The sequence below is a fragment of the Fictibacillus sp. 26RED30 genome (assembly GCF_015903845.1).
In the GTDB taxonomy this organism is placed as follows: Bacteria; Bacillota; Bacilli; order Bacillales; family Fictibacillaceae; genus Fictibacillus; species Fictibacillus phosphorivorans.
The window spans coordinates 1,054,150-1,073,989 of the sequence record NZ_JACZDV010000001.1; the positions used below are offsets into that span (position 1 = coordinate 1,054,150).

Here is a 19,840-nt window from a genome sequence, read left to right on the forward strand (position 1 = left end):
CTCAAGATGTCTTTATCGCAGAACTGCGCCAGATTTCTCCAGACTGCTCCAGGGCAGGTTCTGTAATTCCTGTACGGTGAAATCTTGCAGCCTATGGATTCCACTCTCTAAACGGAGGAGATTACGTACTAATCCCTTTCAACGCATTTATTTATTGGCCATAATTGGCATTTCTTTTATATTTTAAAAAACATTATGCTATGATTTCTATATGTATGTCAACTAGTTATTTTATTTGGAGGAAAAGATGACTCAAAAAACAGCAATTATCCCGATTACGCTTCCTACACCATTTGATGTAGGTCCTGTAAACTGTGTCCTCCTAAAAAGTGATGCGGTTACGCTTGTTGATTCCGGAGCAAAAACCGAAGAAAGCAGACAACAGCTTCTCTCTATCCTTAAGGATCATGGGCTCACTTTTAAAGATTTAGATTATTATATCTGCACGCACTACCACCCTGATCATGCAGGTCTATCAAAAGAGATCCAAGAGAGTGGTGTTCCGACCCTCATGCTTAGAGAAGCCGTTCCTTATGTTAGTGGCGACCGTAAATTTATTGAACAGGGAGAAACGTTTTATACCGACCTCTATCATTCTTTTGGAGTGCCAGATACTCTTGGAAGAATAGAACTTTTAAAGCTGCGAAAGTATCGTACGTTCTCAAGCGCGTTTGTTCCAGACACCCTGCCTTTACCTGGTGATGAAGTGCCTGGTCACGAGGGATTCATCTTTTTAAAGACGCCCGGACATGCTCCAGACCATCTTTCTCTCTATCATGAAAAAGACGGTATCTTAATCGGCGGGGATGTGCTGTTGCCTCATATTTCGTCTAATGCCCTATTAGAACCGCCGGCTTTGAACGAAACCGAGCGGCCAAGAACCTTGCTTCAATACCGAGAGACATTGCAATACCTATACACGCTGAACTTAAAAACAGTATACCCTGGACACGGCGAGCCTTTTACGAATGCAGCACAGTTGATCACAAAACGCTTACACGATCATACCGAGCGTGCAAAGACGCTTGAACATCTGTTGAGCGATGAGCCGTTAACCGTTTTTGAACTGTGTCGACGTCTATTTCCAAAATTATATGAAAAGCAACTCGGATTAGTAGTATCTGAAGTTGTGGGACACCTCGATCTGCTTCAATCAGAAGGAAGAGTGCGAGTAGAGGAAGAGAACAAGATATCACATTATCGCAGAACAGGAGTTAGAAGATGAGTACATTACAAAATAAAGTGGTCTTGATAACAGGAGCATCAGGAGGACTCGGCGCTCACCTTGCTATGGATGTGGCTAAAAAAGGAGCAACGCCCATCCTTACTGCAAGAAGAGAAGATCAGCTAAAAGTGGTACAGGAAGCGATCTTAAAAGCTACGAATGTAACAGCGCCTTATTATATTTTAGATGTTTCGAACACAGACAGCGTTGAGGAAGTTTTTTCAACGATCCTTAGTGAACATCAAAACATACATATTTTAGTGAATAACGCGGGTTACGGCATTTTTGAAGAGTTTGTGGATTCGCCATGGAAAAATATCGAAGGAATGTTTTCAACGAACGTTCTGGGGCTGATGGCTTGTACGAGAGCTGTTCTGCCTCATATGCTTCAAAGAGGAAGTGGTCATATCGTGAATATTGCTTCTCAGGCCGGTAAGATCTCAACGCCAAAATCCAGCGTGTACGCAGCAACGAAACATGCTGTGTTAGGATTCTCAAACGGGTTGCGTTTGGAAGTCGCACACAAAGGGATAGACGTGACCACCATCAACCCTGGACCGATCGCGACCAACTTCTTTACACTTGCTGATCAGTCTGGCAATTACGTTAAAAACGTTCAAAAACTGATGCTCCAGCCTTCGCATGTCTCAGACAAAATTGTTAAAGCAATGGAGCGTCCAGTTCGTGAGATCAACCTCCCATGGTGGATGAACGTTGGAAGTACGATGTATCAAGTCATGCCAAAATTGATTGAAACACTAGGTGGAAAATCGTTTCGACAAAAGTAAGTTACAATAATTTTATTATGTAAACAAAATGAAGAGTTATAAGACTTTTGGAGCTGATGATGGAACTCGTGGATTGGAGCTCGAAACTCGTGGATTGGAGCTCGAAACTCGTGGATTGGGGCTCGAAACTCGTGGATTGGAGCCCAAAACTCGTGGATTGCCACTTAAAACCTCATTGATCACAGCCCAAACTTCTCACACCAGCATCAAAAATAAGCAGGTTCCCTCACTAAAAGACGGAACCTGCTTATTTATTTGTAAAATAGGCATACACAACGTCCTGAATGATGCTGTAAATTGCCTCATTTTGATCTTCCTCTTGCATCTGGCGCAATACTTCTTCTTCGAGATTTCTCCATTCTTCATCTGTTAATGTACAATTTTCTTCTTCCCATAAATAATCCTTCAACGATCGTTTGATCATTTTTCTTATCAATATGCGGTTCATTTCTTCACCTGACTTTCCTTATAAATCCTAGACTTTTGGCTCGAAAACGTCAATCTGCAAAATTTGCTGAAAAAATTACCATTGTTATAAGAACATACATTCGGTTAAAATGGGTATACATATAAAGAACAGATGTTCGCTAATTGATGAAAGGGGTATGTCGAATGAACTATGATGAAATGCCTAAGCGCACCATCTTATGTATGGATATGAAAAGTTTTTATGCAAGCTGTGCTGCTGTTCGCTTAGGGTTAAATCCGCTGACATGTCATTTGGCAGTAGTAGGGGATACGGAAAGACAAGGAAGCGTTGTGCTTGCAGCATCACCGAGGCTGAAGGCTGATTTTGGTATTCGCACAGGCAACCGGCTGTTTGAGATTCCAAAAAATAAAAACATTATCGTTGTAAATGCGCAGATGGCTTATTTCCTAGAAAGATCGATGGAGATCACGAAGATGCTGCACCGATATGTTCCACCAGAGTCAATCCACACATATAGCGTGGATGAAAGTTTTCTTCAAGCTGACGGAACAGAAAGGTTGTGGGGAAGCGCACAAGAACTTGCTGAGAGAATTCGACGTGATATCTGGCGAGAATTTGGATTGCCGTGTGCGATCGGAATTGGCCCGAACATGCTCATGTCGAAGCTTTGTCTCGATCTTGAAGCGAAGAAAAAAGGAGTGGCGCAGTGGGGGTATGAAGATGTAGAACAGAAGCTATGGCCTCTATCCCCATTAAGCCAGATGTGGGGAATCGGATCAAGAGTAGAGCGGACTTTAAACAGGATGGGGATTGTAACAGTCGGTGACCTCGCGCATTATCCGCTCGAACTTTTAGAGAAAAAATTCGGGATCATGGGAAATCAACTCTATCATCATGCATGGGGCATCGATCTGTCTGAAATCGGTGCGCCCATCATGCAAGGCCAGGTCAGCTACGGAAAAAGCCAGATTTTACTTCGGGATTATACGGATATAACGGAGATCAAACATGTCATTTTGGAAATGTGTGAAGAAGTGGCAAGACGTGCGAGAAGAGCAAGAAAAGCAGGGCGGACGATCAGCTTTGGATTAGGATACAGCAAAGATGAGGGTGGCGGTGGCTTTCATCGTTCTAAATCGATCGATCAGCCATCTAACATTACGATGGAGCTGTATGAAGTGTGTCTAGAGCTTCTGCAAACCTTTTATCGGGGAGAGACGGTGCGTAAGATTTCAATCGCTCTTTCTAACGTCTGTGAAGATACAGAAACACAGCTTACTTTGTTTTCTCTAGACCATCCAAAGAAAAGAAAGATCGGCTATGTTATGGATGATATTCGGCAAAAATACGGCTCCAACTCTCTTCTGCGGGCTGTTTCTTACACAAAAGGAGGAACAGCATTATACAGAAGCCGACTTTTAGGTGGACATAAGGCATAAGGGGGCGGAAGAACGGTGATTCGTGACAGAGGAAATATAAAGTGGACAGCGATGATGCTGCCTGAGCACGTGAAAATGTTAAGAGAGCATCAGGACGGTCTAGACTATGGAAGAAAGCCAGAATTAGATGAACAAAAGTACGAAGAATTCAATGAGATAATCTGTGTTGCGATGGAAGAGAACCAAGCGCTAAAGTTTACGTATTTTGAAAAAGGCAGGGCGCTCATGCTTTTAGGCCATGTGCATTATATAGACGAATATAAAAAAGAGTTAAGGGTGCTCGATGAAGAGAAAAGGATGCATATCTTAAAAGTGACTGACATTATGGATGTTGAATACGCATAGACACATAAGAAATATAGACGCAAAAAAAACAGCAAAAACTAACGCTGAAGAAAGTTTTTGCTGTTTATTATCCAAAGATTTGCGTTAAGTAAATCATGATCAAGAGCCCGGCAATAAATGATAATGTAGCGGATCGAGCGTGACCATCACCATGGCTTTCAGGAATGAGTTCTTTGTAGACGATAAAAAGCATGGCACCGGCTGCAAAGGAAAGGCCATAAGGTACAAGGTTCTCTACATAAGAAGTGAGCACATACCCAAGCAAAGCCGTAACAATTTCAACAGCACCCGTTAATGTGGCAATGAGGAAAGCCTTAAATCGATTCATATTTTGATGAATGAGAAAAAGGGCTACTAACAGACCCTCTGGTGCGTTTTGAAGTCCGATCGCAAATGCGATCAAACCGCCAAGGCCAGTATTCTCACTAGCATAACTGACCCCAACAGAAAGACCTTCAGGCAGGTTGTGCAACGTGATCGCAGCAATAACAAGAAACGCTTTAGCATCGATGCCCTTAAAAATCTTAGAATGGTCAAGATCAACGTGAGGGACGAACCTTTCTAAAAGTAAGAGTGTTAAAGTACCGAGTGTAATACCGATCGTAAGTACCGTTAAGTTTGATAGTTCAAGAGCTTGAGGAATCAAGCTGAACGTTGAAGCAGCGACCATGATACCTGCGGTAAGAGCAAGCAGTATGTCGCGGAACCGGTGTGTTACCTGAGACCAGAAAAGAACAGGTAGTGCACCAAAACCGGTTGCTAATGCAGATAAAACACTTCCAAATAAAGCAGCTTCCATTCTGTTACCCACCTTAGTCAAATATCCAATTTTATAAAAATAGTCATATGGCTCTTTTAGTATACCGCCAAATCCTTTTTAATAGAAGTAAGCGCCATTTTCATTGTTAAAAAGCGCTTCTAACGGACAAATAAGAAGGTGACAATTTGAAAGTCATAATCATTGACCCGGGCCATGGAGGTAATGATCCAGGAGCGGTAAATAAAGAGCATTTTGAGAAAGTATATAATCTGGCAATCGCCAAAAAGATACAAGCTAATCTTCAAAGCAACTATGAAGTGACGGTCATCATGACTCGAACGGTTGATACAACTGTATCATTAGAAGAAAGAACGAATGTAGCAAACAGCAAGAATGCAGAGCTGTTTGTGTCCATACACCAAAACATTGGTGGAGGAGAAGGCTTCGAAAGCTATGTGCATCTGCGTGCAGGTGTTGAGACGAAAAGGATACAAGGTGTTTTGCATGCATCAGTCGCGGCTGTAATGAGTAAGTACGGTGTGCGAGACAGAGGGCAAAAACAGGCTGATTTTCACGTGCTTCGTGAAACGAAAAAGTCTGCTGTCTTATTAGAAGTACTTTTCATGGATAATGAGAAAAATTTAGCTCTTTTACAACGAGAAGATTTTCAAAATGACGTGTCTACAGCAGTTGCAAAAGGAATCGCACAAGGTCTTTCTCTTCCAAAAAAACAGGTACAGATCACACAAACACAAATCTTCAATGTGATTGCAGGCGCGTTCGAACAAAAAGAGAATGCTGTTGCTCGGGTTTCACTCCTGGCTAAACAAAACATAACTGCCTTTATTGATGAAATAAAAAGCGGAAGCAAAACCTATTACAGAGTTCAAGCTGGAGCTTTTCAGAAAAGAGAATATGCAGAAAATTTCGCTAAAAAGATTCGTTCAGAGGGTGTTGCAGATGCTTATGTGATAGAGAAAAATACAAATGAGCCGCCCCTAGTCGAGGAACCGCCAAAACCAAGTCCACAACCACCAAAACCAAATCCAGAGCCTCCAAAGGGCCTAACGATACAAGGCTCATCGATGTTATCTGCAGAAGAGATGGATCGGTTTGTAAAGAAAGTCAATCCGAACGCGCCATCTGTAGCTGCTCTTTATGTTCAGATCGGACAAGTGTACGGAATCAGAGGGGATGTAGCATTCGCTCAGGCTATTCAAGAAACAGGGTACTTCCGGTTTGAAGGTAACGTCAAGGCTTCTCAGAATAACTATGCAGGAATCGGTGCGACAGGTAAGAACGAATCGGCTGTGTTTAAGACGCCTCAAGAAGGCGGTCTAGCACACATCCAGCACTTGTTTGCTTATACGTCTACACAGCCTCTACCTTCACAATATCCTCTTGTTGATCCTAGGTTTCAATATGTCCAAAGAGGTAGTGCTGTGACTTGGGCGCAGCTGAACGGCAAATGGGCCATACCAGGTACAACGTACAGTACTAAGATATTGGAAATTTACAAAAAGATGCTAAATGAAGCGAAAATACCACTTCAAACAAGAATTAACTCTCTAAATGCAACGTTGAACGAATTATAAAAAGCCATTTTCTTCACGAGTTTTCTTAAACAGGAAAAATAAGGCTTCGCATGGGGTTGAATTTCATGCAAAGCCTTTATTTAATTACATAATCATCCTAATCATGTGTACGCGAAAAAGCATGCATCCTATTGAGGTGCGCAGATCACGTCACCACAAAATAGGTGTTTTTAGTTGCCTCTAACTCACTCAGTTGGCCATTTACAGTTTATAAGTCAGGAAGAAATAGCCAAAGAGGAGTTCGGTGTAATAAGATAATAATAAGAGCAATAAGATTAAGACTTACAGCTTGCAAAAAGTCCAGATGAAAGTATCTTTTCTTTTAGCTCAGTATTAGGTGGATCGCAAATAATTTCAACAAAATCCTCTGGATAGATAGACAACGCAATGATACCGAGAAAGCTTTTTCCGTCAGCTGTTCGGTCTCCTTTTTGCAAATAGATAGATTCTGTAAAACTGCCTGTTAGTTCAACAAGTTTAGCAGCACGCTCTGCATAAATAGGCCGAGTTGCTTTTACAATCATAATAGATGACCTCCTTTGCCAATCACACTATGTATGGATATGTGCATAAGAAGGAAAAATGCTTACTAAATGAAACTTTCACATGGAGGAAACATGAAACCTACAAAAAAGTGGCTATATCTTACGTTATTGGTTGCTGGCTTAATCATTTTATTTCTCTGGCTGCAAAAGAATTATAAGGGATTTAGTCCTGAAGAATTTAGAAATTGGATCGTACAGTGGGGATGGATCGCACCTTTTATCTTTGTTGTCCTTTATACAGTGAGGCCTTTTGTGTTATTTCCATCTTCCATATTTGCCATAACAAGCGGTTTGTCGTTTGGTTTTTATTGGGGATGTCTGTATACATATCTCGGATCGCTAGGAGGAGGACTCCTAACGTATTTCGCGATCAACCGCCTTGGCCGTTTTAAGAAAAATAAACAATGGAAAAACGAAAACTACGAAAAAGTACGCAACAAGATTGAAAGAGAAGGCATTCGATTTGTTCTATTGTTAAGGTTGCTTCCGGTATTGAATTTCGATTTAGTAAGTTACTTAACGTCATTAACAAAGGTAAAGTTTAGAGACTATGCGATCGCTACAGCAATAGGAATCATTCCTGGAACAATTGCTTACACGTACTTAGGTACCTCCATGACGTCTGGAAGCAAAAAAGTTGTTTGGATTGGCACTACTCTTTTATTTGTCCTTGTCAGTCTACCCATGATATTTAAGAAGAAGATGAAGGCAAAGGTAGGGTTGTAGAAATTAAGAAGTTTGCTCTGGAGGTAAGATCAGACTCATCGCTGACTCAGCATCAGCACCTTCAACGATATAAAGAAAAGAATCTCCTTCTTTTAACGTCAAAAAGAATGCTACGAGCTGTGATAATCCTGTGGCATGAATGGTAATACCATCTTTACTTAAAAATAGCTGGCTATTAAGTCTCTTAGCAGAATGCATAATCTCAATGGCTTTACTCACTGTATATTTAGCGGTAACGATTACTTTTTGAGAGCAGATTTGTTTCATAATCTGAAGCCTCCTGTATGAGATGATTGCTGATATATTTCCCATAAGTAGAGTGGCCGAAACAAGGTCTATAGTCCCGATGTGCAAAATGATGGAAAAGTATGTAGTGCTTTAGAATAAAGAAGTGTAATTCTTTAATAAAGGGAAGCGGACTACAAATGGGAGGGAGTTTGATTGCGAATTTCATTTAAGCTTTTTGTCATGATTGTTTTTCTTTTAAATCTGTCCCAAACTTGTGTTTTTGCTTCACCACAGATAGTTGCTGAGAAAAAGGCAGGGGACTTTCATTACAACATAAAAGCAGATGGTGAAACATTGACTTGGAGTATAGGTGACGGCAAAAAGCAGAGTGAGCTTAAAGAGGATAAAAATAATCAAAGAGAGCTAGATCAATTTAGGGAAGCCGTTAATGAGATAAGCGTACAAAAATTCTCCTTAATTATCTATATTTTATATCTGCTCTTTATTGGAATGATAGGGTATATCTTGTATAAAAAGGTTGCGAAAAAAAAGAGGGAACTCATGGGGATCGTTGCACTGTTCGGTATATATGCTGTATACAAGTGCTATATGGCTTACGAATTTTTTGTACAATCCTCAGTGGGATGCCAAATATTATTTTGCAGCTCTTACATAAAGCAAAAAAGAGTACAGCCGGAAGTAAAACCCGGGCTGTACTCTTTTTGTTTAGGAATTTAATTTAGCTTTTTCACGCTTCGCCTGTCTTCTAAAGAATAACTCATATAGAACAGGTACGATGATCAATGTTAATAGTGTAGAAGTCGTTAGACCACCAATTACAACGATCGCTAATCCTTTAGAGATCAGTGTTCCTGACGACGTTGTTAATGCAAGTGGAATTAATGCTGCAATTGTCGCAAATGCTGTCATTAATATCGGACGTAAACGAGTTTTACCAGCTTCTAATAGCGCCTCGCGAACTGGCATACCTTTAATCTCACGGTTTTGTCCGATGCGGTCTACCAATACGATCGCATTCGTCGTAACGATACCGATCAGCATGAGTATTCCGATCATCGCACTCACAGACAATGGTTCGTCGATCAAGTATAATCCTCCGATTGCTCCAACAGGAACGAATATGAGGGAAGAAAGGATGATGAACGGAATGCGTGCTCGACCAAATGTGATCAACATCGTTAAGTAAACGAGACCGATCGCGACTAGCATCGCAAGGCCAAGATCTTTGAACGTATCCATCGTTTCTTCGCTTCCTCCGCCACCTTCTGTAGATACAGAAGAAGGAAGGTCTACATTATCTTCAACGCCTTTAATAACGTCTTGTGTTACTTTTTGAACGTTGTCTCCTTTTACTTGTGCAGAGACTTGCGCATAAATCTTACCATCAAGCTTTTGGATTCCAGTTACTGTGTCTTTCTCAGTTACCTCGGCAACGTCTGAGATTTTAACCGGACCAGATGAACCAAATACAGTTAGATCCTTGATCTCATCAAGAGATTTAACTGCTTCGTCATATTCGACTTTCACATTCTTTTGATCGCCGTCTAATGTAAGTTCTCCTACCTCAACGGGTTTTGTTACATCTGAGACTGCTCCTAGAATAGCGAAGCCTGATACGCCTTTTTCAGCTGCTTTTTCGGTATCAATGTCAACAGCCCATTGTTTTTGTGTATCTTTAAAGTTGTTTGATACATACTTGATCGAATCAATCGTCTTCATGTACTCTTCAACTTCACTTGCTGCTTTCTGCAGATCCTCTAAGTTGTTTGAATATAGATCAATATTGACTTCGTTATTAGCTGGAGGCCCGCCGCTTGAAACTTCCTGCAAGCTGATTACGGTTCCTTCTGCTTTTTCGTCTGTGATTTCTTTAATATCTTTTTCTAGCTCTTTTAATTCTGTATCAATGTTTGCTTCTTTTTTGAGGTTAACAAAATAGTTGGCAACATTTTGACGCTTAAGACCGGTTTGGAAATCACGAGAACCGATACCAGCTGTTACATCTTCAATCGTACCGCGCTTAGAGAGGTACTCTTCAACTTCTAAAGACACTTCGTTCGTCTTTGTTACATTTGTACTTGCAGGTAATTCAACGTTAATCGTTAATGTTTTTTGTTCTTCATTCGGCAGGAACACCATTCCAAGCTTTGTTGCAAGGAAGAAAGATCCGCCTAAAAGAATGAATGAAGTGAAAAGAACTAGAATTTTATGGTTCAATGAGGCTTTGATCAGTTTTTCATAACCACGTTGCAATGGACCATCGTTCTTTTCTGGTTTAACGGTTTTAAATGCATATTTTGCTAATATAGGTACGATTGTAACAGCAACGATCAGTGATGCTAATAATGCAAATACAACGGTTAAAGCAAACGGTAAGAAGAACTCACCTGTAATACCACCGACAAGACCAAGCGGCAAGAATACTACAACGGTTGTAATCGTAGAAGATACGATTGCTTTTAAGATTTCGCGTGTAGAGTCAATGATCAGCTCATCACGGTCGTAATCACCATCCGTTTTACGGATTCTTCTAAAGATATTCTCGATAACCACGATACTATCATCTACAACGCGTCCGACGGCAACTGCCATTCCGCCGAGTGTCATAATATTTAATGTGATATCAAGACGGTCTAGGAAGATAGCTGACACGAGCAGTGAAAGCGGGATCGAGATGATCGCAATGATTGTTGCTCTAAAGTTTCGAAGGAATATAAGTACTGCTAATGAAGCGAATAATGCTCCAAACAATCCTTCTTTAACAAGTGTGTTTACAGAATCTTTAATACCTTCTGCCTGGCCGAAACCAACAGCATAATCTAACTTATCATCATATTTATTTTTGTTCAGGACTTCTAGCACTTTGTCAGCGACCTCGACCGTATTTGCATCTTGTTTCTTTGTTACGGCCATAGAGAGTGAAGCTTTTTGGTTATATCTTGTAATCTCACTAACATCATCTGTTTCCTTAACTTCAGCAAGATCACCAAGCTTTAAGCTTGCTGGTGCTTGAGGTGCTTGTGCTCCACCAGGTGCGCTTTGTCCGCCTGGAGCACCGCCTCCAGCTCCTGGTTGACCTGCTTCACCAGGTCCTCCTCCGCCAGCTCCACCTGGAGATTGTGCAGGTGCGCCTTGACTTGAGGAAATGGTAATCTCCTTAAGCTCAGCAACCGTATCGACGACTTCTTCAACACGAACTGGGACTGTAATCGAGTCATCGGTTACGGTACCAGCAGGGAATGAAAGGTCACGGCTGTTAATCGCCTCTTTAACGGCGTTTAAGGTGATGCCGGATTCTTTTGCTTTTTCTTTATCAAGAGTGATCGAGACGAATGTTTCTTTAACGCCGCCTACAGATACGTTGTTGACACCTTGAATCTTTTTAAGTTCTGGAACCAATTCGTCATTAACGAATGCTTGAATGTTTTCTCCTTCTTTTTCAGGGAATAGAGAAATATTGTAGATAGGAATGGTTCCAAATGAAAAACGACTTACCTCTGGTTCTACATCTTCAGGAAGATCCGTTTCTGAAATAATGGATTTGACTTGATCTTCTACTTCATCCATATTTGCGGTGAAAGGGAAATCCATACTAATGATAGATATACTTTCGTTTGAAGAACTCTTAACGGTTTTTACATCCTCTACTTGCTTCAGTTGAGTTTCTAGTTTGTCTGTTACTTGCTCGTTCACATCTTCAGGAGATGCTCCTGGATAAACGGTTTGAACGGTCAGTTGTGGAAACTCAACATTTGGGAGTAGGTCCACTTTTAAATTCGTGAACGAGAAGACTCCACCAACAATGAGTAAAAATGAAAAGATGAATATTGCTACTGGATTTTTTAAACTAAATCGTGTTAACCAGTTCATTGTTTCCTCTCCTACGTATGTTTTTATTTTGCATATGTGTATTTTCACATATGTTTATCTATAATATAATAGCTGTATAAGATTTATATCAAGTATTAAGGATAAAAAAATTGTGAAAAATGTGTTACAATGCAAAACAGTACAGAAAGAAAGAAGGGTATCACATGGCGTTAAGGTATGCGCTGTTAGGTTTATTGGCGAAAAATGAAGCAACAGGTTACGAGTTAACACAGCAATTTAAAGAAACAGTTATTCATTTTTGGACAGCCCATCACACGCAGATCTATAGAGAACTTTTAAAAATGGAAGAAGAAGGACTCACACAATCTAAGACCGTACAGCAAAGTGATTATCCAGATAAGAAGATATATGCGATTACGGATAAAGGTTTTGAACAGTTGCTAGAATGGATGCTGAATAAACCTGTAAATGCACCAAAGCTTAAAGACGATCTGTTGTTAAGGGTATCTATGTTTCATTTTATCCCTACAGACAAAGCGATAAACTTTTTAGAGACGAGTAAGAATCATCATAAAATGGGTTTAGAGATGACAAAGCAATGGTTAGACGATCATTTTCCGAACGGTACGTACAAAGAGAATGAGTTGGGTGAATATCTAACTATTGAATTTGCCATACGATACATGGAAAGCTGGTTGTCCTGGTGTAATTGGGCAATAAAAGAATTAAAAAAGAAGGGTGAGTTAGAAAAATAAATGGAAATCGTATTTACTGACACAGCATTAGAGCGTTTGGAAAAAAAGATGCAAGGTAATGCAGGTTATTTAAAACTCAAACATGATACAGAAGGTTGCGGCTGCGTTGTGAGTGGTGTAGCTGCCCTAGTACTAGTTGATCAAACAGAAGAAAACGATACAAAAATTGAGACGAATGGTCCAGATCTTTTCATGGAGTACAATACAGCAGTTTTCTTTGCTGAAAAGATGACGATCGATGCTCCAACAGGCAACCACTTTTCATTAAAAAGCCCTGGAGAGATGCTGAATCCTTCAATGAAATTTTACGATAGAACGAAACAAAACACGGGCATGTAAGAAGCCCGTGTTTTGTTTTGTTAATGCTGAGGAACGTTCTTTAACAGTTGAAACTGCTTGCTTGAAACAGATTTTGAAAGATGAGGAGATATGTAAGCTGCTGCTTCAAGCAGTTTATCAAGGTTAATACCTGTTGATATTCCCATTTGAGAAAGCATGTAAACAACGTCTTCAGATGCTACGTTGCCTGAAGCTCCGGGTGCAAATGGACATCCGCCAAGGCCTCCTGCTGAAGTGTCGAAGCGGTCGATGCCAGCTTGAAGACTCGCAAAAATGTTTGCGAGAGCCATTCCTCTCGTATCGTGAAAATGAGCGGTTAGAAGTGTAGTACCCCTCAGATGATGTTTTAAAAGGGTAAACAGTTCAAAGCATTCTGATGGATTAGCCATACCGATTGTGTCTGCCACACTCAGTTCATCAACACCCATCTCCTCAAATTCCATGCAAATTTTTAAAACATCCTGTTCATCGATCTTTCCTTCGAACGGGCAATAAAAACTGGTAGAGATACAAGCCCTGACAAAAAATCCTCTGCGCTTTAAATCTTGAATCAGAGGTCTTAATTCATTCATGCTGTCTTCTGTAGATTTGTTAATATTCTTCTTGTTGAACGTGTCACTGACACCGACAAACACCGCAATATGTTTCACTCCAGATTCAACAGCTAAGTCGATTCCTTTTTGGTTTGGGGCGAGGACAAAGTTTCGTTGATCGTCAAGGCATCTATCGATAATCACAGATGCATCTTGCATTTGAGGAACCCATTTCGGTGAAACGAACGAGGTGAGCTCCATCTCTTGAAAACCTGCATTCTTTAGTAGTGAAATGAATTCTATCTTATTCTTTGCAGGTATTAAATTTTTCTCGTTCTGAAGGCCATCTCGCGGCCCGACTTCTATAAGCGTAACTCGTTCAGGTAAGTCCACTAATGTAAACCCCTTTCTTGAAAACGTTTTCCTAATGTTATTTTAACTAAAAAAAATCGTCTGTTGCAACACATTTAACTTGTTATGGTATGATAAAAAGGAATTTTCAGAAATTTAAAAAGAGATCTACAAGGAGGAGACTAGTCATGGTTTCAAGGGAGAGAGATGCTGTAGTTGTAAGCGCTGTCAGAACGCCGATCGGAAGCTTTATGGGAAGTTTCAAAACGGTTGCCGCAACAGATTTAGGAGCTATCGCGATTAAAGATGCATTAAAAAAAGCGGGTATCCCACATGATTCAGTAGATGAAGTCATCATGGGAAATGTTCTGCAAGCAGGCCTCGGACAGAACCCAGCCCGACAAGCAGCCATTAAAGCTGGATTGCCGAATGAAGTATCGAGTATGACCATTAATAAAGTATGCGGTTCAGGTCTTAAGGCTATTCATCTAGCGTGTCAAGCAATCTGGCTGGATGAAGCAGATATTATCGTTTGCGGCGGGATGGAAAACATGAGCCAAGCTCCTTATCTTTTGAACGGAGCAAGGGATGGACTTCGAATGGGTAACGCTCCTATGGTAGATTCCATGATTCAAGACGGATTATGGTGTGCATTTGGTGATTATCATATGGGAATTACAGCGGAAAATCTATGTGAGACCCACTCATTGTCTCGTGAAGAGCTAGATGAGTTCGCAGCGGAAAGCCAAAGAAAATGTGCACAAGCTCAAGAACAAGGGAAATTTAATGACGAGATCACACCGGTTGAGATTCCTCAACGTAAAGGTGATCCGCTTATAGTTGATACAGATGAATATCCGAAGCCGAGTTCGACGGCTGAAAAGTTAGGAAAACTTCGCCCGGCATTCAAGAAAGATGGCATGGTTACGGCGGGTAATGCGTCAGGCATCAATGATGGTGCAGCAGCACTTGTTGTGATGAGCAGAAAGAAAGCCGAAGAACTAGGACTAAAACCGATTGCCGTCGTAAAAGCCAACGCGAGCGCGGGTGTTGCACCAGAAGTGATGGGTATCGGACCAGTGGAAGCCGTTAAGAAAGTGTTAAAGAAGACTGAGTTAAGCATGAATGACTTTGACCTTGTTGAGGCAAATGAAGCATTTGCGAGTCAATCGTTAGCTGTTGGCAAGGATCTTGAATTTGATAAAGAAAAATTGAATGTGAACGGTGGAGCGATCGCACTCGGGCATCCCATCGGAGCAAGTGGAGCAAGGATTGTCGTGACATTGCTTCATGAGATGAAACGAAGAAATGCAAAACGTGGTCTTGCAACGCTCTGTATTGGTGGTGGCCAAGGGGTAGCATCGGTTTTTGAGAACGAAGAAAAATAAATGAATGATTAAAGACAATGATCGTATGAAAAGGAGAGAGAAAAATGAAACCAATATTGAACTCAGCAATTGAAGCTGTAGCAGATATAAAAGATGGATCTACCCTTTTAGTAGGGGGGTTCGGACTTGTTGGAATTCCTGAAAACTTAATCTTAGCACTAGTAGAAAAAGGAACGAAAGATCTTACCGTCATTTCGAACAATTGTGGAGTGGACGACTGGGGTCTTGGCCTCTTACTAAAAAACAAACAGATCAAAAAGATGGTAGGTTCTTACGTAGGTGAAAACAAAGAGTTTGAGAGACAAGTATTATCAGGTGAGATAGAAGTAGACTTGATTCCACAAGGTACACTTGCTGAAAGAATTAGGGCAGGCGGTGCAGGAATTCCAGCGTTCTACACACCTGCTGGAGTAGGAACACCAATTGCTGAAGGAAAAGAAACACGTACGTTTAACGATAAGGAATATCTGCTTGAAGAGGGAATTGTAGCTGACTTCAGCTTGATTCGCGCAGCAAAAGGAGATAAAGCAGGAAACCTGATCTATAACAAAACAGCTCGTAACTTTAATCCGATGATTGCGGCGGCAGGAAAAGTGACGATTGCTGAAGTAGAAGAGATTGTTGAGATCGGTGATCTGCACCCAGATTACATACATACACCAGGAGTATATGTTCAAAAGTTGATTGTCGGAACACAGGAAAAACGCATTGAACGACTAACTGTAAAACAAGGGTAAGAGGAGGGAGACCATTATGAATATTAGAGAAAGAATTGCTAAAAGAGCTGAAAAAGAGATCGAATCGGGATTTTATGTAAATTTAGGGATCGGAATGCCAACGATGGTTGCCAATTTTATTTCCGATAATAAAGAAGTCGTTCTACAGTCAGAGAACGGACTTTTAGGGATCGGTCCTTACCCGCTTGAAAGTGAAGTTGATCCCGATCTGATCAATGCAGGGAAAGAAACCGTAACAGCAATTAAAGGTGCTTCTTACTTTGACAGTTCTGAATCTTTTGCGATGATTCGCGGCGGTCACATTGATATCGCAATATTAGGCGGAATGGAAGTTTCAGAGAACGGAGATCTAGCCAACTGGATGATTCCAGGAAAGATGATCAAAGGAATGGGTGGGGCGATGGATCTTGTGCATGGAGCAAAGAAAATAATTGTCATCATGGAACATGTGAACAAAGCGGGTGACAGTAAGATCTTAAAACAATGTCAGCTTCCTCTAACAGGAAAAGGTGTTGTAGAACGGATCATTACAGACCGTGCTGTTATGGATGTATCTGATAAAGGTCTCGTGTTAAGAGAAGTAGCAGACGGATATTCTGTTGAGGATGTAGTAAATTCCACAGAGGCAAAACTATCTGTTGCAGAGGATGTTAAGCTAAACGCTTATTAATAAATTCTTCACTATATGCCATGCACGATAAAGTTTATGATCCATACAAAGTTCTTAATCTTTTAAATAATGAGGTGCAATCACATGGCTATCTATATTATAGATGGGGCTAGAACGCCGTTCGGATCATATGGAAAATCCTTGACCGGTGTGAGTCCAACAGACTTAGGTGAGATATCTGCTCTAGAGGCGATGAAACGTGCCAACATTTCTCCAGCAGATATAACGGATGTAGTTTATGGTAATGTTATTCATTCGAGCAAGAATGCCGCATATGTAGCGCGACATACTGCTTTAAGAGCAGGAGTGCCAGCAGACGTCCCTGCCATGCTCGTCAACCGCTTATGTGGATCTGGATTGCAAGCAGTCGTTTCAGCGATGCAGAACCTACGTGATCAGGAAGAAGGAATCGCGCTTTCTGGAGGCATTGAAAATATGTCACAGTCGCCACACGTTTCTTTTCACCACCGGTTTCATAATCAAAAGTTTGGCCCAATCACGTTTGATGATATGCTACTTCAGACGTTGAGTGATGAATACATTGGGTGTGGCATGGGTATTACAGCTGAAAATTTAGCTGATCAATATTCCATTACACGAGGAGAGCAAGATGAGTTTGCAAGTCTCAGTCATAGAAAAGCGGCTGAAGCAAGAGAGAGTGGAAGATTTACAAAAGAAATCGTTTCAGTACCACTAAAAAACGGAGCTCTTTTTACAGAGGATGAAGGGATCAAACCTGAAACATCTGTTTCTTTGCTTGGCGAATTGAGGCCATCTTTTCAAAAAGACGGAACAGTTACAGCAGGGAATTCTTCTTCTATTAACGATGGCGCCGTGTCGCTTATTCTTGCTCACGAAAAATCGGTCAAAGAGAAAGGTTTAAAACCGCTAGTAGAGATCGTTTCGTGGGCAGTAACAGGCGTCGATCCATCGGTGATGGGAATTGGTCCTGTACCTGCGATTCAGAAACTGCTGCAAAAAACAGCTCTTTCCATCGATGACATTGGTTTGTTTGAAATCAACGAAGCGTTTAGTTCTCAATACTTAGCTGTTGAAAAAGAACTACAATTAGACCGCGAAAAAACGAACGTGAATGGAGGAGCAATTGCACTCGGTCACCCTGTAGGTGCAAGTGGTGCAAGGCTGTTGCTTACATTGAGTTATGAAATGAAACAACGTCAAGAAAAATATGGAATAGCGAGCCTTTGTATTGGCGGTGGGCAAGGAATTGCGATGTTACTAAAACTAGTATAAAAAAAGTCCCGTGAAGCGATATCGCTGCAACGGGACTTTTTCTATTGGATTATGCTCGGTGCGTTTCGTAGATTTCAGCAGGAAAAATAGAGCGCAATGACTCTGACTCAGCTTCACTTAATGGTGGAGATTCAAAGGTTTTGATATTTTCTAAAAGTTGTTCAACAGAGCTTGCACCAGCAGCTGCCGTTGCCACTGGCTTTTGGTTCAACACATATTGCAAAGCTGCATGAGTGATGTTTTTATCACCTAAGACATCTTTAGATTTCTCGATCTGTTTTTGTATGTCAGCGCCGGTATGATGAAGAAACTTGCCATCAGCACTCTTTTGAAATGCTTTTTCACTCAACCACCCTTTTGCAACAGGCCCTCTTGCGATAACACTTATATCCTTTGACGCGAGAAAAGGAAACAGTTCTTCAGGACGTCTATCCAACAAACTGTATTGCATCATGATGTTTTGAATATTCGAGTGCTCTGCAAAATAGTTGATCGTGTTCGGCCGTATAGATGAAATACCGTAATAACGGATATATCCTTCAGACACGAGTTCATCAAAAGCCTCGATCGTTTCATCTAGAGGATCATCAATCGTCCCTCCGTGAAGCTGGTAAAGATCGATATAATCAGTTTGCAGACGTTTCAGGCTATCCTTTAACGCAGATTTAATATAAGTTTTCGAAGGATTCCACTTCCAACCGTCTCCAGGTTGACTCCAATCATTTCCGCCTTTTGTAGCAAGAATGATGTCTTGTCGAACATCTTTTAGTGTTTTGCCAATAAACTCTTCATTCCACCCAAACCCGTATAAATCGGCTGTGTCAAAATAGTTAATACCATGATCAAGCGCAGTCTTCACGATTTTCTCGTTCTCGTTTCCTAGCTCGGGAGCAAGTGACATACATCCTAAGCTCAGTTCACTCACATACAGATCAGAAGAACCTAGTCTTCTTTTTTTCATCCTTTTCACCTCAACTTCATTCAATTTGTTTCTGTTCTAAACCTATCATAATGACCTGAAAAAAGAAAAAACTCCGCACAAAAAAAGATGCGAATAAAAATTCACATCGTCAGCCGTCAAGGTGCGTTTATTTTTTCGGAGAAGTGGCGTTGATCCAGTCTTGAACAAGTTCATGCTGCTTACTATAATTTTGTAGCATATATTTGATCTGCCAAGCCTTGCCCACAAGCGTGATCCCTTTAGGTTGAAGATATATCTTCATCTGCTATGCCTCCCTTATCGTCCTATTAAATGCAGTATTCCAAAGTATGATAGACTTTATGTAGAAAAGAAGATAAATAGACCATTGGAGTGTGGAATATGGAAAACTTATACGAAAAAACGGTAAGCAAAGAACAGGTATACAGCGGTAAAATCATTGATCTATATATAGAAGAAGTAGAACTACCTAATAAGAAGATAGGGAAACGAGAGATTGTTAAACACCCTGGAGCAGTAGCGGTACTAGCCGTAACAGATGAAGGTAAAATGTTAATGGTAGAGCAGTTCCGAAAACCACTCGAAAAGACGATCATTGAAATTCCAGCAGGTAAGCTTGAAAAAGGAGAAGATCCATTAGAATGCGCCAAGCGTGAGTTGTTAGAAGAAACGGGCTTTACTTGCGAATCTATGGAGTCCATCGGCTCTTTCTACACCTCTCCAGGATTTGCAGATGAACTGATTCACCTCTACTATACGAACAGTCTTACAAAACAAGGTGACCAGATGACAGATGAAGATGAATTCTTAAACGTACTTGAAATAAGCGTAGATGAAGCGAAAGAATTGATGAAACAAGAAAAAATTCATGATGCAAAAACAGCTTACAGTGTCATGTATATGGAGTTAAACCGTGCAGTCAAAAAATAAACTTCTGCCG

General features: G+C 40.9%; 22 protein-coding genes and 1 other annotated feature (1 of these 23 cut by a window edge). Of the genes, 14 read left to right on the forward strand and 8 right to left on the reverse strand.

Annotated features, from left to right (window positions below):
• Nucleotides 1-151, reverse strand: a binding site (T-box leader); it reaches 59 nt to the left of the window's first position.
• A 96-nt stretch (nt 152-247) separates the two neighbouring features.
• Both IHV11_RS05315 and IHV11_RS05320 read left to right on the forward strand, forming a co-directional pair.
• The gene (locus tag IHV11_RS05315; protein WP_197193901.1) at nt 248-1,225 is read left to right on the forward strand and encodes an MBL fold metallo-hydrolase; all 978 of its coding nucleotides are present in this window, start codon (nt 248-250) and stop codon (nt 1,223-1,225) included.
• Nucleotides 1,222-2,013, forward strand: coding sequence for an SDR family NAD(P)-dependent oxidoreductase (locus IHV11_RS05320; RefSeq protein ID WP_197193902.1), 792 nt, complete (start codon nt 1,222-1,224; stop codon nt 2,011-2,013). Before IHV11_RS05315 ends, IHV11_RS05320 begins: the two co-directional genes overlap by 4 nt.
• Nucleotides 2,014-2,260: 247 nt before the next feature.
• Here the strand turns inward: IHV11_RS05320 and IHV11_RS05325 are convergent, their stop codons facing one another.
• Nucleotides 2,261-2,461 (reverse strand): YqzH family protein, encoded by a 201-nt coding sequence (locus tag IHV11_RS05325; RefSeq protein WP_197193903.1) that lies wholly within the window; start codon nt 2,459-2,461, stop codon nt 2,261-2,263.
• Between the two features lie 164 nt (nt 2,462-2,625).
• Here IHV11_RS05325 and IHV11_RS05330 point away from each other — a divergent pair, with 164 nt between their 5' ends.
• Nucleotides 2,626-3,882, forward strand: a complete 1,257-nt coding sequence (locus IHV11_RS05330) for a DNA polymerase thumb domain-containing protein (RefSeq protein ID WP_137788967.1) — start codon at nt 2,626-2,628, stop codon at nt 3,880-3,882.
• 15 nt (nt 3,883-3,897) lie between these two features.
• A complete protein-coding gene (locus IHV11_RS05335) occupies nt 3,898-4,227 on the forward strand; it encodes a YolD-like family protein (protein WP_197193904.1) in 330 nt (109 codons plus the stop codon).
• Nucleotides 4,228-4,294: 67 nt separating this feature from the next.
• Here IHV11_RS05335 and IHV11_RS05340 read toward each other — a convergent pair whose 3' ends face one another.
• Entirely contained in the window at nt 4,295-5,026 is a 732-nt protein-coding gene (locus tag IHV11_RS05340) for a ZIP family metal transporter (protein ID WP_137788969.1), read from the reverse strand.
• A gap of 146 nt (nt 5,027-5,172) precedes the next feature.
• Here IHV11_RS05340 and IHV11_RS05345 point away from each other — a divergent pair, with 146 nt between their 5' ends.
• Nucleotides 5,173-6,582, forward strand: a complete 1,410-nt coding sequence (locus tag IHV11_RS05345; protein WP_197193905.1) for an N-acetylmuramoyl-L-alanine amidase — start codon at nt 5,173-5,175, stop codon at nt 6,580-6,582.
• A 275-nt stretch (nt 6,583-6,857) separates the two neighbouring features.
• On the opposite strand, the gene IHV11_RS05350 is transcribed toward IHV11_RS05345, so the two are convergent.
• Nucleotides 6,858-7,106 (reverse strand): HPr family phosphocarrier protein, encoded by a 249-nt coding sequence (locus tag IHV11_RS05350; RefSeq protein ID WP_197130872.1) that lies wholly within the window; start codon nt 7,104-7,106, stop codon nt 6,858-6,860.
• Between the two features lie 93 nt (nt 7,107-7,199).
• Between IHV11_RS05350 and IHV11_RS05355 the strand changes: the two genes are divergently transcribed.
• Nucleotides 7,200-7,853, forward strand: a complete 654-nt coding sequence (locus IHV11_RS05355) for a TVP38/TMEM64 family protein (protein ID WP_197193906.1) — start codon at nt 7,200-7,202, stop codon at nt 7,851-7,853.
• Nucleotides 7,854-7,856: 3 nt separating this feature from the next.
• On the opposite strand, the gene IHV11_RS05360 is transcribed toward IHV11_RS05355, so the two are convergent.
• Entirely contained in the window at nt 7,857-8,120 is a 264-nt protein-coding gene (locus IHV11_RS05360; protein ID WP_197193907.1) for a hypothetical protein, read from the reverse strand.
• Nucleotides 8,121-8,321: 201 nt separating this feature from the next.
• On the opposite strand from IHV11_RS05360, the gene IHV11_RS05365 reads away from it, so the two are divergent.
• On the forward strand, nt 8,322-8,819 hold the full coding sequence (locus IHV11_RS05365; RefSeq protein WP_197193908.1) for a hypothetical protein: 498 nt from the start codon (nt 8,322-8,324) through the stop codon (nt 8,817-8,819).
• Here the strand turns inward: IHV11_RS05365 and IHV11_RS05370 are convergent.
• On the reverse strand, nt 8,808-11,972 hold the full coding sequence (locus IHV11_RS05370; RefSeq protein WP_197193909.1) for an efflux RND transporter permease subunit: 3,165 nt from the start codon (nt 11,970-11,972) through the stop codon (nt 8,808-8,810). The genes IHV11_RS05365 and IHV11_RS05370 overlap by 12 nt on opposite strands.
• 164 nt (nt 11,973-12,136) lie before the next feature.
• Here IHV11_RS05370 and IHV11_RS05375 point away from each other — a divergent pair, with 164 nt between their 5' ends.
• Both IHV11_RS05375 and IHV11_RS05380 read left to right on the forward strand, forming a co-directional pair.
• Nucleotides 12,137-12,688 carry a PadR family transcriptional regulator gene (locus IHV11_RS05375; RefSeq protein WP_197130855.1) on the forward strand — a complete coding sequence of 184 codons (552 nt, stop codon included), beginning with the start codon at nt 12,137-12,139 and terminating at the stop codon, nt 12,686-12,688.
• Nucleotides 12,689-13,027: an iron-sulfur cluster biosynthesis family protein gene (locus IHV11_RS05380; RefSeq protein WP_197130853.1), complete on the forward strand. Its 339-nt coding sequence runs from the start codon at nt 12,689-12,691 to the stop codon at nt 13,025-13,027. It abuts the gene before it with no gap.
• Nucleotides 13,028-13,047: 20 nt separating this feature from the next.
• Here IHV11_RS05380 and IHV11_RS05385 read toward each other — a convergent pair whose 3' ends face one another.
• Nucleotides 13,048-13,953 carry a hydroxymethylglutaryl-CoA lyase gene (locus IHV11_RS05385; protein ID WP_197193910.1) on the reverse strand — a complete coding sequence of 302 codons (906 nt, stop codon included), beginning with the start codon at nt 13,951-13,953 and terminating at the stop codon, nt 13,048-13,050.
• 146 nt (nt 13,954-14,099) lie between these two features.
• On the opposite strand from IHV11_RS05385, the gene IHV11_RS05390 reads away from it, so the two are divergent.
• The 4 genes from IHV11_RS05390 (at nt 14,100) to IHV11_RS05405 (ending at nt 17,960) form a co-directional block, all read left to right on the forward strand.
• Nucleotides 14,100-15,299 (forward strand): acetyl-CoA C-acetyltransferase, encoded by a 1,200-nt coding sequence (locus IHV11_RS05390; RefSeq protein WP_197193911.1) that lies wholly within the window; start codon nt 14,100-14,102, stop codon nt 15,297-15,299.
• Between the two features lie 44 nt (nt 15,300-15,343).
• Nucleotides 15,344-16,036 (forward strand): CoA transferase subunit A, encoded by a 693-nt coding sequence (locus IHV11_RS05395; protein WP_197130847.1) that lies wholly within the window; start codon nt 15,344-15,346, stop codon nt 16,034-16,036.
• Between the two features lie 16 nt (nt 16,037-16,052).
• Nucleotides 16,053-16,706: a CoA transferase subunit B gene (locus IHV11_RS05400; RefSeq protein WP_197193912.1), complete on the forward strand. Its 654-nt coding sequence runs from the start codon at nt 16,053-16,055 to the stop codon at nt 16,704-16,706.
• Nucleotides 16,707-16,790: 84 nt separating this feature from the next.
• Entirely contained in the window at nt 16,791-17,960 is a 1,170-nt protein-coding gene (locus IHV11_RS05405; RefSeq protein WP_197193913.1) for a thiolase family protein, read from the forward strand.
• 49 nt (nt 17,961-18,009) lie between these two features.
• Here the strand turns inward: IHV11_RS05405 and IHV11_RS05410 are convergent, their stop codons facing one another.
• On the reverse strand, nt 18,010-18,921 hold the full coding sequence (locus IHV11_RS05410) for an aldo/keto reductase (RefSeq protein WP_197193914.1): 912 nt from the start codon (nt 18,919-18,921) through the stop codon (nt 18,010-18,012).
• Nucleotides 18,922-19,048: 127 nt separating this feature from the next.
• Nucleotides 19,049-19,183: a Z-ring formation inhibitor MciZ gene (gene mciZ / locus IHV11_RS05415; RefSeq protein ID WP_066395881.1), complete on the reverse strand. Its 135-nt coding sequence runs from the start codon at nt 19,181-19,183 to the stop codon at nt 19,049-19,051.
• Nucleotides 19,184-19,281: 98 nt separating this feature from the next.
• On the opposite strand from mciZ, the gene IHV11_RS05420 reads away from it, so the two are divergent.
• Nucleotides 19,282-19,830: an NUDIX hydrolase gene (locus IHV11_RS05420; RefSeq protein ID WP_197193915.1), complete on the forward strand. Its 549-nt coding sequence runs from the start codon at nt 19,282-19,284 to the stop codon at nt 19,828-19,830.
• Nucleotides 19,831-19,840: the final 10 nt, after the last annotated feature.

Coding starts and splice junctions, on each gene's coding strand:
- IHV11_RS05315 (WP_197193901.1), top strand. CDS start 248: ATGACTCAAAAAACAGCAATTATCCCGATTACGCTTCCTACACCATTT.
- IHV11_RS05320 (WP_197193902.1), top strand. CDS start 1,222: ATGAGTACATTACAAAATAAAGTGGTCTTGATAACAGGAGCATCAGGA.
- IHV11_RS05325 (WP_197193903.1), bottom strand. CDS start 2,461: ATGAACCGCATATTGATAAGAAAAATGATCAAACGATCGTTGAAGGAT.
- IHV11_RS05330 (WP_137788967.1), top strand. CDS start 2,626: ATGAACTATGATGAAATGCCTAAGCGCACCATCTTATGTATGGATATG.
- IHV11_RS05340 (WP_137788969.1), bottom strand. CDS start 5,026: ATGGAAGCTGCTTTATTTGGAAGTGTTTTATCTGCATTAGCAACCGGT.
- IHV11_RS05350 (WP_197130872.1), bottom strand. CDS start 7,106: ATGATTGTAAAAGCAACTCGGCCTATTTATGCAGAGCGTGCTGCTAAA.
- IHV11_RS05355 (WP_197193906.1), top strand. CDS start 7,200: ATGAAACCTACAAAAAAGTGGCTATATCTTACGTTATTGGTTGCTGGC.
- IHV11_RS05360 (WP_197193907.1), bottom strand. CDS start 8,120: ATGAAACAAATCTGCTCTCAAAAAGTAATCGTTACCGCTAAATATACA.
- IHV11_RS05365 (WP_197193908.1), top strand. CDS start 8,322: ATGATTGTTTTTCTTTTAAATCTGTCCCAAACTTGTGTTTTTGCTTCA.
- IHV11_RS05370 (WP_197193909.1), bottom strand. CDS start 11,972: ATGAACTGGTTAACACGATTTAGTTTAAAAAATCCAGTAGCAATATTC.
- IHV11_RS05375 (WP_197130855.1), top strand. CDS start 12,137: ATGGCGTTAAGGTATGCGCTGTTAGGTTTATTGGCGAAAAATGAAGCA.
- IHV11_RS05380 (WP_197130853.1), top strand. CDS start 12,689: ATGGAAATCGTATTTACTGACACAGCATTAGAGCGTTTGGAAAAAAAG.
- IHV11_RS05390 (WP_197193911.1), top strand. CDS start 14,100: ATGGTTTCAAGGGAGAGAGATGCTGTAGTTGTAAGCGCTGTCAGAACG.
- IHV11_RS05395 (WP_197130847.1), top strand. CDS start 15,344: ATGAAACCAATATTGAACTCAGCAATTGAAGCTGTAGCAGATATAAAA.
- IHV11_RS05400 (WP_197193912.1), top strand. CDS start 16,053: ATGAATATTAGAGAAAGAATTGCTAAAAGAGCTGAAAAAGAGATCGAA.
- IHV11_RS05405 (WP_197193913.1), top strand. CDS start 16,791: ATGGCTATCTATATTATAGATGGGGCTAGAACGCCGTTCGGATCATAT.
- IHV11_RS05410 (WP_197193914.1), bottom strand. CDS start 18,921: ATGAAAAAAAGAAGACTAGGTTCTTCTGATCTGTATGTGAGTGAACTG.
- mciZ (WP_066395881.1), bottom strand. CDS start 19,183: ATGAAGATATATCTTCAACCTAAAGGGATCACGCTTGTGGGCAAGGCT.
- IHV11_RS05420 (WP_197193915.1), top strand. CDS start 19,282: ATGGAAAACTTATACGAAAAAACGGTAAGCAAAGAACAGGTATACAGC.